The sequence below is a fragment of the Pseudomonas sp. Leaf434 genome (assembly GCF_001425545.1).
In the GTDB taxonomy this organism is placed as follows: Bacteria; Pseudomonadota; Gammaproteobacteria; order Pseudomonadales; family Pseudomonadaceae; genus Aquipseudomonas; species Aquipseudomonas siliginis.
Window position 1 is genome coordinate 215756 of the sequence record NZ_LMQZ01000009.1, and the last position, 15009, is coordinate 230764.

Annotated in this window: 15 protein-coding genes and 2 pseudogenes; 9 read left to right on the forward strand and 8 right to left on the reverse strand. The window is 60.1% G+C overall.

Going from position 1 to position 15009, the window contains the following annotated elements:
* Positions 1-38: 38 nt before the first annotated feature.
* Positions 39-557, reverse strand: a complete 519-nt coding sequence (locus ASG55_RS18355) for a carboxymuconolactone decarboxylase family protein (RefSeq protein WP_056788939.1) — start codon at positions 555-557, stop codon at positions 39-41.
* A gap of 131 nt (positions 558-688) precedes the next feature.
* Here ASG55_RS18355 and ASG55_RS18360 point away from each other — a divergent pair, with 131 nt between their 5' ends.
* A complete protein-coding gene (locus ASG55_RS18360) occupies positions 689-1504 on the forward strand; it encodes an AraC family transcriptional regulator (protein WP_056788942.1) in 816 nt (271 codons plus the stop codon).
* 3 nt (positions 1505-1507) lie between these two features.
* On the opposite strand, the gene ASG55_RS18365 is transcribed toward ASG55_RS18360, so the two are convergent.
* Positions 1508-2401, reverse strand: coding sequence for a DMT family transporter (locus ASG55_RS18365; RefSeq protein ID WP_056788945.1), 894 nt, complete (start codon positions 2399-2401; stop codon positions 1508-1510).
* 89 nt (positions 2402-2490) lie between these two features.
* Between ASG55_RS18365 and ASG55_RS18370 the strand changes: the two genes are divergently transcribed.
* Both ASG55_RS18370 and ASG55_RS18375 read left to right on the forward strand, forming a co-directional pair.
* Positions 2491-3822, forward strand: a complete 1332-nt coding sequence (locus ASG55_RS18370; RefSeq protein WP_056789873.1) for an aminotransferase-like domain-containing protein — start codon at positions 2491-2493, stop codon at positions 3820-3822.
* Positions 3823-3862: 40 nt separating this feature from the next.
* The gene (locus ASG55_RS18375; protein ID WP_056788948.1) at positions 3863-4240 is read left to right on the forward strand and encodes a c-type cytochrome; all 378 of its coding nucleotides are present in this window, start codon (positions 3863-3865) and stop codon (positions 4238-4240) included.
* Positions 4241-4725: 485 nt separating this feature from the next.
* On the opposite strand, the gene ASG55_RS18380 is transcribed toward ASG55_RS18375, so the two are convergent.
* Positions 4726-6381 (reverse strand): sensor domain-containing diguanylate cyclase, encoded by a 1656-nt coding sequence (locus ASG55_RS18380; protein ID WP_056788950.1) that lies wholly within the window; start codon positions 6379-6381, stop codon positions 4726-4728.
* Positions 6382-6558: 177 nt separating this feature from the next.
* On the opposite strand from ASG55_RS18380, the gene ASG55_RS18385 reads away from it, so the two are divergent.
* Positions 6559-6894 (forward strand): hypothetical protein, encoded by a 336-nt coding sequence (locus ASG55_RS18385; protein ID WP_024013386.1) that lies wholly within the window; start codon positions 6559-6561, stop codon positions 6892-6894.
* A gap of 74 nt (positions 6895-6968) precedes the next feature.
* Here the strand turns inward: ASG55_RS18385 and ASG55_RS27305 are convergent.
* The 3 genes and pseudogenes from ASG55_RS27305 to ASG55_RS18395 all read right to left on the reverse strand — a co-directional run.
* Positions 6969-7173: pseudogene (locus ASG55_RS27305) on the reverse strand (phage infection protein); the annotation flags it as partial.
* Position 7174: 1 nt separating this feature from the next.
* Positions 7175-7573, reverse strand: a pseudogene (locus ASG55_RS26865) (phage infection protein); the annotation flags it as partial.
* 124 nt (positions 7574-7697) lie between these two features.
* A complete protein-coding gene (locus ASG55_RS18395; protein ID WP_056788953.1) occupies positions 7698-8267 on the reverse strand; it encodes a chorismate mutase in 570 nt (189 codons plus the stop codon).
* 198 nt (positions 8268-8465) lie between these two features.
* Between ASG55_RS18395 and ASG55_RS18400 the strand changes: the two genes are divergently transcribed.
* The 4 genes from ASG55_RS18400 (at position 8466) to ASG55_RS18415 (ending at position 12332) form a co-directional block, all read left to right on the forward strand.
* Positions 8466-9824, forward strand: a complete 1359-nt coding sequence (locus ASG55_RS18400) for an MATE family efflux transporter (RefSeq protein WP_056788956.1) — start codon at positions 8466-8468, stop codon at positions 9822-9824.
* Positions 9825-9912: 88 nt separating this feature from the next.
* Complete coding sequence (locus ASG55_RS18405; RefSeq protein ID WP_056788959.1) at positions 9913-10938, forward strand: acyltransferase family protein; 1026 nt, start codon at positions 9913-9915, stop codon at positions 10936-10938.
* Between the two features lie 62 nt (positions 10939-11000).
* Positions 11001-11558: a YceI family protein gene (locus ASG55_RS18410; RefSeq protein ID WP_056788962.1), complete on the forward strand. Its 558-nt coding sequence runs from the start codon at positions 11001-11003 to the stop codon at positions 11556-11558.
* Positions 11559-11645: 87 nt separating this feature from the next.
* Positions 11646-12332 carry a GNAT family N-acetyltransferase gene (locus ASG55_RS18415; RefSeq protein WP_056788965.1) on the forward strand — a complete coding sequence of 229 codons (687 nt, stop codon included), beginning with the start codon at positions 11646-11648 and terminating at the stop codon, positions 12330-12332.
* A gap of 62 nt (positions 12333-12394) precedes the next feature.
* Here ASG55_RS18415 and ASG55_RS18420 read toward each other — a convergent pair whose 3' ends face one another.
* Positions 12395-12835: a hotdog fold domain-containing protein gene (locus ASG55_RS18420; protein WP_056788967.1), complete on the reverse strand. Its 441-nt coding sequence runs from the start codon at positions 12833-12835 to the stop codon at positions 12395-12397.
* Positions 12836-12993: 158 nt separating this feature from the next.
* On the opposite strand from ASG55_RS18420, the gene ASG55_RS18425 reads away from it, so the two are divergent.
* Positions 12994-13626, forward strand: coding sequence for a TetR/AcrR family transcriptional regulator (locus ASG55_RS18425; protein WP_056788969.1), 633 nt, complete (start codon positions 12994-12996; stop codon positions 13624-13626).
* A 217-nt stretch (positions 13627-13843) separates the two neighbouring features.
* On the opposite strand, the gene ASG55_RS18430 is transcribed toward ASG55_RS18425, so the two are convergent.
* Positions 13844-14968: a DmpA family aminopeptidase gene (locus ASG55_RS18430; RefSeq protein ID WP_056788973.1), complete on the reverse strand. Its 1125-nt coding sequence runs from the start codon at positions 14966-14968 to the stop codon at positions 13844-13846.
* Between the last annotated feature and the right edge of the window lie 41 nt (positions 14969-15009).

Below are 15009 nucleotides of genomic sequence, written 5' to 3' on the forward strand. Positions count from 1 at the left end.
TTCGCCAGCGGATTTTTCTTCAGTTCGTGAGCGACTGCTCAGGCCTCGACGGCCGGGAAATCAATCTCGGTCAACGCCGTGTTGTTCAGGTAGTTGGTCAATGTCTGCACGGCCACCAGGGCAATCACTTCGATAATCTTGCGGTCATCGATACCGGCAGCGCGAGCAGCGGCCAACTGTTCATCGCTCAAGTGGCCACGGGTTTCGGTCAGTTGGCGGGCGAGGGCGGCGTAGGCATTCAGTTCGCCTTGACGGGCCGCGACGATGTCCTGTGGCGAGAGCCCGGCCTTGCCGGCGAACATTGTGTGTGCGGACAGGCAGTAGTCGCAGCCGTTTACTTGCGAAGTGGCGAGGTAGACGGCTTCTTTTTCCTGGGCGCTGAGCGAGGTCTTGCCGAGGATCGCCGAAGCTTGCAGGTAAGTGTCGAATGCAACTGGCGCTTGGGCGAGGGTAGTGAAGACGTTGGGCAGGAAGCCGATTTTTTTCTTCACGCCTTCCAGTGCAGGACGGGTGGCATCGGTGGCGGTGTCGAGGCTGATAGCGGGGATGCGGCTCATGGTGATTCTCCGAAATTCCGCAGCGAAGTGCAGCGGCGATGGAGAGATCTTAGGGGCTGCCAATGGCGCTTTGGCGGCAAATCGTCGAGGATATGCGGCAGATCGTCCAGATATGCCTTCGGGAGTCAGCCATGGATCGCCTTTCCACATTACTCAGTCATTTCGGCGTGAACGCCGGCACCTTTCATAGCGGCGCGTTTTGCGGCGTGAGCGTTCACGAAGGCGAGCCGGTCGGGCACGTGCATGTTCTGCAAGCCGGGGCGTTGCTGCTCAAACCGGGCAACGAGCGGGAGATCCGTCTGGACGAACCGTCACTGATTTTCTTTCCCCGGCCGTTTACCCATCGGATGTTTGCCGACGAAGCCATGGCCAGTCAGATTGTCTGTGCCTCGCTGACCTTCGACGGTGGCTCGGGCAATGCCCTGGCCGCCGCGCTACCCGACTATCTGGTATTGAAGCTCACCGACATCCCGGAACTGCGCAGCACCCTTGACTGGCTGTTCAATGAAGCCTTTGAAGGGCATTGCGGGCGCGTGGCGGTGATGGATCGCCTGTTCGAATTGCTGGTGATTCTGTTGCTGCGCCATCTCATCGGCTTTCGAGATCAGCAACCGGGCATGATGGCCGGGCTGGCTGACCCGCGCTTGTCTCGCGCTTTGAACCTGATCCATGAGCAGCCGCACAAGCCTTGGAGTGTGGCCGATCTCGCGGCGGCGGCGAACCAGTCCCGCGCCGGTTTTGCCGAGCAGTTTCGCCGGGTGGTCGGGCAGACGCCGGCCGATTATCTGCTGAGCTGGCGCGTCAGTCTTGCGCAGAAACGCCTGCGCGAAGGCCGGCCGATTGCGTTGATTGCCGAAGAGGTCGGTTACGAAAGTCCGTCGGCGCTGGCCCGGGCGTTTCGGCGCAAGACCGGGCTGAGTCCTCGGCAATGGAAAGCCGGACACTGAACATTACCTGGCGAATTTCTTCGCTCCGGCCACGCAAAGAATCACCCCAAGCGTTACGCCGAGCATGCCGACGCTGACCTGCTCATGCAGCAACGTCGCCGCCAGCGCCAGACCGAAAAACGGCTGCAGCAACTGCAACTGCCCGACCGCCGCAATCCCGCCCTGGGCCAGGCCGCGATACCAGAACACGAAGCCGATCAGCATGCTGAACAGCGACACGTAGCCCAGGCACATCCACGCAGGCAAGCTGATGTTGCCGAACGAGGCGGGCGCCAGCCACAGGCTGAGCACTGCCATCAGCGGTAACGACAACACCAGCGCCCAGCAGATCACCTGCCAGCCGCCGAGGCTGCGTGACAGTTTCGCGCCTTCGGCGTAACCGAGGCCGCAGGCGAGAATCGCCGCGAGCATCAGCAAGTCCCCGGTCGGCGACGCGCTCAGGCCTTGGGACAGAGCGAAGCCCACCACCAATGCGCTGCCCAGCACCGAAAAGATCCAGAACACCGGCCGTGGCCGCTCACCGCCACGCAAGACACCAAACATTGCCGTGGCCAGCGGCAGCAATCCTACAAACACGATCGAATGCGCTGACGTTAAGTGCTGCAATGCCAGCGCGGTCAACAGCGGAAAACCCAACACCACGCCCAGCGCCACAATCACCAGCGACAGCCACTGATGGCGCGACGGTCGCGGTTGCTTGAACGACAGCAGAAGTCCGACCGCCAGTGCGCCGGCAATCGCTGCTCGCACCACGGTCAGAAACACCGGATCGAATTCCAGCACCGCCAAACGTGTGGCCGGCAGCGAACCGCTGAAAATCAGCACGCCGATAAAACCGTTGATCCAGCCGCTGGTTTTTTCCAGCGCCGGGTTGGCCGCAGTCGATGTTGTGTGCATGTCGGTCGCGCTCAAAGAGTGGCTTGTATCGCCGTGATCCTAGGGTGGACAATCAGCACAATCAAAAAATTGTCATGGATACAGCCGGCATGCCCCGATCCCGTTACAAGACCTTGGTTGACCGCTATGCAGCGGATATTCGTGGCGGACGACTGCCACCGGGCACGCGATTACCTACGCATCGGCAACTGGCGGCGCAGGAAGGACTGGCGCTGGTTACCGCTTCACGTGTTTATGCCGAGCTTGAGGCGATGGGCCTGGTCAGTGGCGAAGCCGGGCGCGGCACTTTTGTGCGGGAAACGTCGCTGGCGCCGGGGCAGGGCATCGATCAGAAAGACGTAGCGGTCGGCATGATCGACCTGAATTTCAACTATCCGTCGTTGCCCGGTCAGGCTGAGCTGTTGCGCACGGCGTTGCGGCAACTGGCGTTGTCCGGCGATCTCGAAGCGTTGCTGCGTTATCAACCCCACGCCGGACGTGCCCACGAACGCGCCTCGGTGGCGCGACATTTGTCGACACGCGGCGTGACCGTTGGAGCCGACCAAGTGCTGATCGTCAATGGCGCTCAGCAAGGTTTGGCGGTGACGCTGATGGCCCTGCTCAAACCCGGTGATGTGATCGCCGCCGATGCGCTGACGTATTCCGGGTTCAAGGTACTGGCCGACGCGTTGCATCTGGAAGTGCTGGCGATCCCGATGACGGAGCACGGCCCGGATTTGCCGGCACTGGACAGGCTCTGCCGCCAGCGTGCGGTGCGCGCCGTGTACAGCATGCCGACGCTGCACAATCCGCTGGGCTGGGTCATGCCACTGGAACAGCGCGAGCAATTGGTGGCGATTGCCCGGCGCTATGATCTGACACTTATCGAAGATGCGGCCTACGCGTTTCTGGTGGAAAATCCGCCGCGAACCTTGATCGATCTGGCACCGGAACGGACGTTTTACGTATCGGGCCTGTCGAAAAACATCGCCACCGGATTGCGGGTCGGCTTCATCGCGGCGCCGCTGCCTCAAGTGCCCGCACTGGAACGAATCATTCGCGCGACAACGTGGAACACGCCCGGGGTGATGACCGCCATTGCGTGCGGTTGGCTCGACGACGGCACCGTCACCGTGCTTGAGGAGCAGAAGCGTAGTGATGCCATGGCCCGGCAGACGTTGGCGGCCGAGGTGCTGAAAGGGCTGCGCTACATTGCTCATCCGGCCTCGTATTTTCTGTGGTTGCCGTTGCCCGAAGATGTGCGTGCCGATCAGATCGTGGTCGAGTTGATGCAGCAGCAGATTTCGGTCACCACCGCCGAGCCGTTTTCGCTGTCGGCCAATACGCCCCATGCGATTCGTCTGGCTCTCGGGTCGGTGGACATGCACGTGTTGCGTCAGGCGTTGATCACTGTCAGAACGATTGTCGGCGCTTATCTGTAAACTGCGTTCACGCCATGAAAAGCCAGGTTTGGACTGTTTAATGAAATTCACCACAGCACTGCATCTCGCCTTGATCTTCAGCACCAGCGCTCAGGCTGAGGGCGATCCTGAAGCCGGGGCGAAAATCTTTCCGCGTCTGTGCGGCGGTTGCCATCAGGTTGGCGAGTCGGCTCGTTCGGGGTTTGGTCCGCAGTTGAACGGCATCGTTGGCCGGGCTGCGGGGACTTCGGCAAATTATGTTTATTCCGCTGCGATGAAGAACTCGGGGATTACTTGGGATCGGGCGACGTTGAAGGCTTATCTCAAGGATCCGAAAGGGGTGGTGCCGGGGACGCGGATGATTTTCTGGGGGCTGAGTGATGAGGAGAAGTTGAATAATTTGTTGGCTTATCTGCAGAGGTTCAGTGCTGAGCCCTAGTCGGGCGATGGTTTCCTGGCTGATTGAGTACATATCCATTGCTGCGGTAACGGCTGCTTAGGGTTCCGCCCTTACGGCGGGTCACCTTTTTCAAACGCCAAAAAGGTAACCCAAAAGGCTTGCTCCTGCGTTCGGCCCTCGCAGGCTCGGGTCCCTTCGCTGCGGGATCGATCCGGGCGCTGCACCTCCTTCCGCTGTGTCTGGCTGCGCCAGACGGTCGCTGCGCTCCCACGCCCGGATCAATCCCTCCGCTCAGCCTTCCGACGTCGCCGGTGGATCAAGATCAAAAGCGGTACTCGAGCTTGCGCTCATTGTGGAGTGGGGCGGCTTCGCCGCGGGCAGCTGCGCTGCTTTGCTTTTTTGTGGGAGCGAGCCTGCTCGCGAAAGCGGTTCTCCAGCCGACCCATATTTCCGGTTTTACCCCATCCCTGTGGGAGCTGGCTTGCCAGCGATGGCAGCCTGTCTCTGGTTGATATACGCCGGTGTCAGTGAGCATGGAACGCCACCTGATTGCGCCCCGCAGCCTTGGCCTGGTACAGCTGCTGATCGGCGCGTTTGATCAGGGCCGTGTGGTTGTTGTCTGCCGGATCTGCCAGGCCAAGGCCAATACTCACCGTGACGTTGCCGACGCCCGGAAACTGCGCTTCGGCGACTGCCGTGCGAATCTTTTCGGCGACGACTTCCGGGGTGTCGGGTTGCGCGACTTCCGGCAGCAGTACGGCGAACTCTTCGCCGCCGTAGCGGGCGACGAAATCGGTGCTGCGTACGCTGTTCTGGATCAAGGTCGCCAGTTGTTGCAGGACCTCATCACCGACCGCGTGGCCGTGGCTGTCATTGATGCGTTTGAAGTGGTCGGCATCGATCAGCAGCAGGGCGAACGGGCGTCCGGTGCGTCGGGACAGCAGCGAGTATTCAGTGATTTTTTCGTCAAAACGGCGACGGTTGTAAACGCCGGTCAAGCCGTCGTGTGTGGCCAGACTCAGCAGTTCGGCGTTGGCCTCGGTGAGTGCGGCAGTGCGTTGCGCCACGGTGGCTTCCAGCGAGGCGTTGGCTTCTTGCAGCTCGCGTTCCTTGCCGAGCAGTGACTGCGTCATTGCGTCGATGGACTGGCCGAGCTGGGCGATTTCCAGTACCGGATGCTGCAGCTGAAACTGCGCGCCGGACTGGTTGTTCTGCACCTGTTTGGCCGAGTGCGCGAGTTGTTCGATCGGCCGGCTCAGGTACAGCGCCAGGTAATAAGCCACGAGACCGAAAACGATGGCGGCGAAAACGCCGAGTATCAACAGTTCATATTGCAGCGTTCGCGCCGGTTGCAGCGCGGTCTCCAGTGGCTGGCGAATGGCGATCGACCACGACAGCGCCGTGCCCGATGGCGTCGGCACAGTGACCATGCTGGTCAGGTAACCGTTGGCCGCCGTCCAGCCCGACAATACCGGATCGTTGGTCGCCAGCTGTTGGCCCATCAGCGCTTCGGGGTAGAGCACCTTGCCGTCGTGGTCGACGATCAGCGCCTGGATATCCGGCGCCGAGTTCTTGTGGGAAAACGCCGCCGACTCGACGATGCGCGTTACCCAACTCCAGTGTGCATGTGCGCCCAGCACGCCAATCACCTGTCCTTCGGCATTGTGGATTGGCGCGGCGAAATCGATGAAGCGCAGCGGCTCGCCATTGGGCAGGCCCGGCAACAACTTGGCCAGCAACACTGCTTCGTGGGGATCGCCGGTGTATTGCCGGCGCAAGCCGATCTGGAACCACGGGCGTTTCTGCACCGATTGACCGACCAGCAGATCATTGACCGCCTGGCGCACATTACCCTCGGCGTCGGTGACGCCCATCCACGCATATTCGGCGCGCGCCTGGGTGCGCAACTGCATCGACTTGAGGATGGCTGGGTTGTCCAGATCTCCGCGCTCCAGATGCGGTGCGCGACTGAGCAGGTAGACCTCCAGTTGCCGTTCGCGCAGTTGTTCGCCCAACAGCGTCGCCGCTGCACGCGCGGTGTTCAGCAAGGCGTTGCCGCTGGCCTGCTTCATTTGTTCGGTGGCGATATGACCGACATAAAAGCCGACGCTCAATAACGTCAGCAGGGACAAACCGCCGAACCACAGGGTGAGATGGCTACGCAGACTGGCTTTGAACATGGAGGCGGGTGTCTGTCTTTATTGAAGTGGCGCCATGGTATGCGACATCGCCGATGGGCGGCCAGCGAACGGGTTCATGTAAATATAAAGAAGATTGATGTTAATGAGCCATCATTTTGGTTAGAATGCGCGCCGCCCGAGAGACGGATCCCGGGCGTTTTCCCATGGAGTTTTACCGTGAAATACCTCAGCAAAGTAGTCGCCGCCGCACTGTTCGGTGTGGTTCTGGCAGGTTGCACCGGCGCCCCGATGAAAACCGCCCATTACGACAGCAACCAATACACCGTGGTTGGCCACAGCGAAGCATCGGCCACCGGCCTGCTGCTGTTTGGCATCATCCCTATCCGCCAGAACAGCCGATTTGTGCGCGCGCAAAACGCGGCCATCCAAGCCAAGGGCGGCGATGCAATGATCAACACGCAGGTTCAGGAAAACTGGTTCTGGGCCTGGGTCCTGACCGGTTACACCACCACCATCTCCGGTGATGTGGTCAAGCTGAAAACCGCGCAGTAAGCGACGGTTGAATGCAAAAAAGCCCGGCTGATCAGGCCGGGCTTTTTCATGGGTGTTGCGGTCATGCAGTAGATTCATGCAACGCGGCGCTCGATCAGACGATCAGAACCACCCTCGGCAACACGGCGTTCGAGCAGACGATCAGAGCCACCTTCAGCAACGCGGCGTTCGAGCAGACGATCAGAACCACCCTCGGCAACACGGCGTTCGATCAGACGATCAGAGCCACCCTCGGCAACACGGCGTTCGATCAGACGATCAGAGCCACCCTCGGCAACANTGCAACGCGGCGCTCGATCAGACGATCAGAACCACCCTCGGCAACACGGCGTTCGATCAGACGATCAGAGCCACCCTCGGCAACACGGCGTTCGATCAGACGATCAGAGCCACCCTCGGCAACACGGCGTTCGATCAGACGATCAGAGCCACCCTCGGCAACGCGGCGTTCGATCAGACGATCAGAGCCACCCTCGGCAACACGGCGTTCGATCAGACGATCCGAACCACCCTCAGCGACGCGGCGTTCGATCAGACGATCAGAGCCACCCTCAGCGACGCGGCTTTCGATCAACTTGTCCGAGCCGCCTTCAGCGACCAGGGTGTGAGCAGGTGTTGCTGCAAAAGCGTTAACTGCGAAAACCGAGAAAGCGATGCCGAGAAGGGTTTGGCGTTTCATGATCGTGTGCTCCAGGAAGTTGTTTGTTTGTCTGGAGCCGATGTTACGCCGCGCAGTTTTTATGAGAACTTCATTGACGTGATGGTGAACATCGACGCCGATGATGTTTGCCATGAGCGGCGATTCAGAGGGCTTTTGCCCGAATGCACAACTCGCCGCTGGCACGAATCAGCGCCATGTCATGCAGCGAATCAGCGGCCAGACCGTTGCGGACATTGGCCAGCCATGCCGGGCAATTCGGATCCTGGCGATAGGGCGCGAAGGCGGCGTACTGCTGCAACAAGCGCTTTTGCAGTTCATCCAGGCGCGGGCGGATCTGTTTGCCCAGATCCGGACGCGGTGTGTCCGGTGCAGCACCTGCCGCTTGCCATTGCGCGAGCAGGCCGTATTGCACCAGTTTGTTCGCTTCCATCTGTGCGGCGATCAGTTGCGCGACATCGTCTGCGTCGAGTTGATGTTCGGCGGCCAGAGTTCGGGAATTGGCGATGACCTGCGCCTCTCTCGGGCTGTCCTGGATCGGCTTGCCGCTGTCCCACTTGGTCAACGCAACCAGATCGCCGATGCTCAGGCGTTCATTCAAAGTGGCCAGTAGCGGTTTCAATGAAGCAGGCGCCGCTGCGGGTGCGGCCGCTTGAGCGTAGGCGGCCGACAGAGCGAGGAGGGAGCCAAGCAGAAAATTTGCAACGTTACGCATGAACCGAGCCTCAATATTACGTGTCGACAGAATCGCTGATTTACCACAGCCGCACACTGACACAAAGCGATGCCTGGCATTTACACAAATGCAAAACAGGCAATCAACGCCGATGGGAAATGTTGATTGCACGCTGCACGCAACTCACCGAAGCTATCGTCAATCAGGCCTGCCGCCGTCGAGATGGACCTCCATTCAATGCAAAGCGCCACCTTCGCCAAGCCGCTCTGGCAAACCTATCTGCTGTTTCTCGCGCCGATGGTCCTGTCGAACTTCCTGCAATCGATGTCCGGGACGGTCAACAGCATCTACATCGGCCAGATGCTCGGCACCCAGGCGCTGGCGGCGGTATCCGGCATGTTTCCCGTCGTGTTCTTTTTCATCGCCCTGGTCATCGGCCTTGGAGCTGGCGCGGGCGTGTTGATCGGTCAGGCGTGGGGCGCGCGCGAAACGCACATGGTCAAGGCGATTGCCGGAGCGACGTTGCTACTGGGTGTGTTGATCGGTTTGGTCGCGGCAGTGCTGGGCACGGTGTTTGCGCGACAGGCACTGACGGGGTTGGGCACGCCGGCGGATGTGCTCGACGACGCGGTGGACTATGCCCACGTCATGTTGTGGATTCTGCCATCGCTACTGGTATTCGTGCTGTTCACCCAATTGCTGCGTGGTGTCAGCGATACGCTGTCGCCACTACTCGCGCTGATCGTCTCCACCACCGTGGGGCTGGCGCTGACGCCGGCGTTGATTCGCGGCTGGCTGGGCTTGCCACCGTTGGGCATTCAGAGCGCGGCGTATGCCGGGCTGGCGGGGAATCTCTCAGCAATGGCGTGGCTGGCCTGGCGGCTGATCCGCAAGGGCCATCCGCTGGCGCCGGATCGAGAGTTCTTTGCCGCGCTGCGACTGGATCGGGCCATTCTCGGCAAGGTCCTGCGCATCGGCCTGCCCACCGGCGTACAGATGATCGTGCTGTCGTTATCGGAGCTGGTGATCCTGGCACTGGTCAACCAGCACGGCTCGCAAGCGACGGCGGCCTATGGCGCAGTAACGCAGATCGTCAACTATGTGCAGTTTCCGGCGCTGTCGATTGCGATCACCGCATCGATCCTCGGTGCCCAGGCGATCGGCGCCGGGCATTTGCAACGCATGGGGCCGATCCTGCGCACCGGGCTGTTGATCAACGTGTGCCTGACCGGTGGCCTGATTGTGCTGGGTTATCTGCTATCGCACTGGTTGCTGGGCCTGTTCCTGACCGAGGACTCGACCCGGGCGATGGCCGAGCATCTGCTGCACATCATGCTCTGGAGCCTGTTGGTGTTCGGCTTCCAGGCCATCATCGGCGGGATCATGCGCGCCAGCGGCACCGTCCTGGTGCCGGTGGTCATTTCGATTGTCTGCGTGGTCGGCGTGCAGTTGCCGGCGGCGTACTGGCTCGATGGGCAGTTCGGTTTGCAGGGTGTGTGGATGGCTTTGCCGGTTGCCTATCTGGGGATGCTGATACTGCAGACGCTCTATTACAAACTGGTCTGGAAACACCAGAAGATCGAGCGGTTGATTTAGGCACGGCGGACAAACATTTCTCTGTCCCCCGAGACGAAAGCATCGTAGCGTATGCGCCCACAACAATAAGGGAATGACGAGGGTTCAAGTGGGAGCTTTTCGACTGCTGTTGGCGGTGTTGGTCGCTGTATCTCATATGGGCAAAAAGTTCGCCGTACTGAATCCTGGTGTGATCGCCGTCATCTCGTTCCTGATCATCAGTGGATTCGTCATGGCTTCGCTCATCGAGCGAAACTACCGTGAGCCGAGGAAGATCGGTCTGTTCTATATCGACAGGGCTCTGAGGTTGTATCCGCAATTTCTGGTCTACTTCGTCGCCTCGTGTCTGGTTATTCATTTTCTGTTGCCCGGTACGCCCCAAGCGGCTGAGCTGACATGGAAGACCCTGTCCACCAGTTTGCTCATGCTACCGCTTGGCTATTACATGTTCGGCGTCGGCGGGACCGAGATCCTGCCACCGGGCTGGTCGCTGGGGCTGGAAATGAGTTTTTATCTGTTGATCCCATTTCTGCTGATTTTCAAGACGCAGGGTGTCGCCTTTGCTGTCTCGGTCGGGATTTTTTTGCTGGCTTGCCTTGGCTTTATCAATACCGACGTCTATGGATATCGTCTGCTGCCGGGTGTGTTGTTCATCTTCCTGTGCGGCTGCTATCTGTACCAACGCAATATCAGAGCAATGGTCGTTGTCACCGGCACAGCCGTTGCGGCGGGACTGATGTTTGTAGCGATCATGGTCGGATGGATTGAGCGTCATCCGTTCAATGCCGAAGTCACTCTCGGTATCGCGGTGGGCATTCCCTTGGTCTACCTGTTGACCAAACTCAAGTTCCACCGGATGGACGAGTTCCTGGGCAATATCAGTTATGGCGTGTTTCTTAACCACTTTGTGGTGATGTATCTACTGCGGGGTTTTTGGCCCGTCGCGTATGACGCCTACGTTGTCGGAGCGGTGCTGGCGTTGTCATTTTTCTGCAGTGGCCTGACGTATTACTGCGTCGAGCGACCGGCGCTGAAGTTGCGTCACCACCTGCGCGGCAGGGCGAAGGAAAGGCCGGTTCAACCGGGGAGCGCCGAGAAAATTGTATTCCCTGTGAGTGAGCGTGAACTGGCATAACGCTCGGCTGTTTGCTTAAGTCAACCAAGGCCCTCGACGACACACGCCGCCCGGAGAATTTCATGACGTCGCGATTGCTGCTGGTTGCCGCGTTTACATCCTTTGTCATGGCCGGTGCGCAGGCCGCTGAATATAACCGGGTCAACACCAGCGCCAGCCAGATCAGTTTCACCTACAACCAGATGGGCTCGCGAATGTACGGCACCTTCGGCAAGTTCGAGGCGGCTCTGGATTTAGATACCGAAAACCTTGCCAACGCCCGCACCACCTTGCATATCGACCTGAGCAGCATTGACGCCGGCAGCGAAGACGCCAATACCGAGCTGGTGAAACCCGCCTGGTTCGATACTGAAAAATTCCCGCTCGCGGTATTCGAGTCCCGCCGCTTCACCCAGGTGGCCGAGCATCGTTACCAGGTCGCCGGTCAGCTCACGCTCAAGGGCATCACTCGCGATGTCGAGGTGCCGGTGGAGCTGAAACCGGACAACGCCATTGGCATTTTCGACGGCGAGCTGGTGCTCAACCGTGAGGAGTTCGGCCTCGGCGCAGGGGAGTGGGCGGACAGCGTGGTGTCGAAGGACATCTACATCAAATTCAGGGTGGTGGCGCCACAACAGTGACGGTTCGATAGATTCGGCGCGGTATGATGTCGCGGTTCGTCGACGGCTCTGATCATCGGCAACGTTTTTTATCGCCGGAGTTTGCCCATGCCACGCATCACCCACTACACCTCCCCATGCCCGGAAAGCGTCAACAGCCAGATCCTGCAAATGGTCGTCGATTACCTGACCGACATCAGTGCTGTCGGCCTCGGCCCGAGCAATCTGCTGTACAACGTTTATCAGTACGCGGTGGGTTTCGAGGTGCATCTGTACCTCGAGGCGTTGAACGGCCAGAAGGGCACCGAGGTGGAATTGCTGGTGGCCACTGACGATGAGGATCCAGAGCAAGTCATCGGATTTCTCATCTGTCTGCCGGTGCAGGGCGATTGGGAGGCGTGCAGCGTCGCGTACATGGCGGTGCGTGAAGGCCATCGGCGCCAAGGTGTGGCGCGGGCGATGCTCGCGGACATGGTCGGGCGCTATCCGCATGCGGAACTGGCCTGCAGCATTGGCAAGGTGCCGTATTTCGAGGCGCTGGGTTTTGAAGTGATCGGCCAGCGCGAGACTCAGGTGCTGATGAGCACGCGGCATTACCGCAGCAACGGCTTGCGCGGGTTCATCGACACCACGCCGATCTACCGCTCGCTGGAAGTGCAGCAGATTCATACTTACTTGCTGCAGAAAAACGGCAAGCGCGCGATGCTCGATGCGGAAAAACAACGCGACCGCCATCTGGACCAGACCAGCCGCCACGTAGAAGAGTTTGTCCGTCAGCGCCTGACTCTGCACTGACCCGGCCAGTAAAAAGCCCTTGCTGCGCATTGCGCAGCAAGGGCTTTTTTGTGCCTGCAATTTCAACCGATCTTGACGTTCATGGTGATGCGCGCGGTGAAGACTTTTTTGCCCTCGGCATCGTGAATGTCGACGTTGACCACCTTGTCGCCATCGCTTTGCCAATCCACACCTTCGGCGCTGGCCACGGCGGTGACGTCGGTTTTCGCCTTGGCCAGGTATTCCACGGTCATGCCCTTTGGAATCCAGCGCGCGCCGGGCGGGATCGAGACGTCGGTCATCATTCCGCCGGCCAGTTCCGCCGCGTTGCACAGGGCGATCGCATGCACCGTGCCAAGGTGATTGGTAATTTCCTTGCGAAACGGCACTTGTACGGTGGCGGCGTTCGGGCGCAATTCGCTGATCAGCGGATTGATGGTGCTGAAGTACGGGGCGAACTGACAGGCCATTTTGCTGAATGCATCCGCGCCGACGCTGTTGAACATGCTGAGAGATTGACTCATGGAAGCCTCACTGGGTGGTTTGCAGAATTATGTTCCGTTACAGAATAATGTTCTGTAACGGAACGGTATTCTGTTCGCGGCAAATCTGTCAACCTAGGCGCGATTTGTTCACGGGCACGTGACGCCTTTATCAACCTCCGTTTTTGGACCCGAGCAGCATGGACACCGCCGATCTACTGGAACGCAGCTACCCCGGCCGCCGCGCCGAACTCAAACGCGATATCTTTCGCAAGGCCCTGAGCCTGTTCAATGAACAGGGGATCGAAGCCACCACCATCGAAATGATCCGTGCCGAGTGCGACACCAGCGTTGGCGCGATCTACCACCATTTCGGCAACAAGGAAGGGCTGGTCGCGGCGCTGTTTTTCACCGCGCTGGAGGATCAGGCGCGTCTGCGTGATGCGTATCTGGACGCGGCCAATACCACGGAGGAAGGAGTGCAGGCGCTGGTCTTCAGCTATGTCGACTGGGTCGAGCAGCAGCCGCAGTGGGCGCGTTTTCAGTACCACGCACGATTCGCAGTGACCAAAGGCCCGTTCAAGGAAGAGCTGGCCGAGCGCAACAAGACGCGCAACCTGCGCTTGGGCCAGTGGTTGGCCGAATCGGGTCGCGCCGCTGAGATTAAGGATTTGCCTGCGGAGTTGCTGCCATCGCTGATCATCGGCCAGGCGGACAGTTACTGCCGGGCCTGGCTGGCAGGGCGAGTTAAGGGCAGTCCGATGGCTTATCGCGAAGTGCTTGCGCAGGCGGCATGGCGGTCGATTCGCGCCGAAGGTCTCGCCGAGAACTGAAATACGCAGACAAAAAAAGAGCCTCCAAGCTCATTGATGGGGAGGAAGTAGAGCCCGTGAGGCTCAAGAGGCGTGTGAAGCAGAACTTGGGCTTGATTGGGAGTCAGCACACCCACGCCTACGCAGCGCCGGATCAATCCAGGCACCGCGTAGCTTCATCCTGGGAGCGTGCAATGGACGACTCAAGTACCGCCAGTCGTCCTTGCACAATGCCGGTTTATGCCGGGCGCGACCCCGGCCAACCGGATTTTTTCAGCGCTGCCAGAAGCGTCTGCGCATCCAGGCCCGGCACCGAATGGCCGTTGCCCTCGCTGCTGTCGCTGGCGAGCAGGGCATTGATGATCGCTTCTTCAACGGCTTCGGTCGCGGCCAGAAACAGCTCGCTGATGTGGTCGTTGTTGACCATGCGCAAGCCGTCGCAGGTGGCTGCGCGTTTAGCCTCATAAGCGGCGGGCGGGACGTGATCATTGCCGGTGGCGAAGGCAATGAAGATGTCGCCGCTGTGGTCTTCGTTACCGCCGCCGGTACGCGCCAGGCCCAGGCTGGCACGCTGTGCCAGGCGCGTGCATTGATGGGGCAGCAGCGGCGCATCAGTCGCCAGGCAAACGACGATCGAGCCCATGCCCGGGTGCGGCAGCGCTGCCCGCAGAAACGGTGAATCCTTCTGTTCCATATAGCGTCCGACCGGGTAACCATCGACGCGTAATTCACTGCGAATGCCGTGGTTGGCCTGCACGATCGCGCCAACGGTCCAGCCACCCTGGGCAGCACTCAAACGGCGCGATGCGGTGCCGATACCGCCCTTGAATTCATGGCAGATCATGCCGCTGCCACCACCCACCGCACCTTCGACTACCGGCCCATCCACGGCGCCGTTCAGTGCCTCGGCGACATGCTCGGGCTTAACGTGAAAGCCGTTGATGTCATTGAGCAGTCCATCGAAGGTTTCCAGCACCACCGGCATATTCCAGTAAAGCCGCCCATCATCCGGCTGTTGCTCACGGTCCAGCACAATCAGCGCATCCCGCACCACACCCAGGCTGTGGGTGTTGGTAAAGGCAATCGGACTGGTCAGCAGACCGGCCTCGCGAATCCATTCCAGGCCGGTCGCATCACCGTTGCCATTGAGTACATGCACGCCGGCAAAGCACGGTTGCTGGCAGGTCGAGCCGGGGCGCGGCTCGATCAGCGTGACGCCGGTGCAGATGTCACGGCCGCTGCTGCTGCGACCACGTACATTGCTGTGACCGACGCGCACCCCCGGCACATCGGTAATGGCGTTGAGCGGGCCGGGTTGCATCTGGCCAATCAGGATATCGAGATCACGGGCACGCGGATTCATAGATTCAGTCTCTTGATTCAAAAGGTCGGGCGGCTTACCGC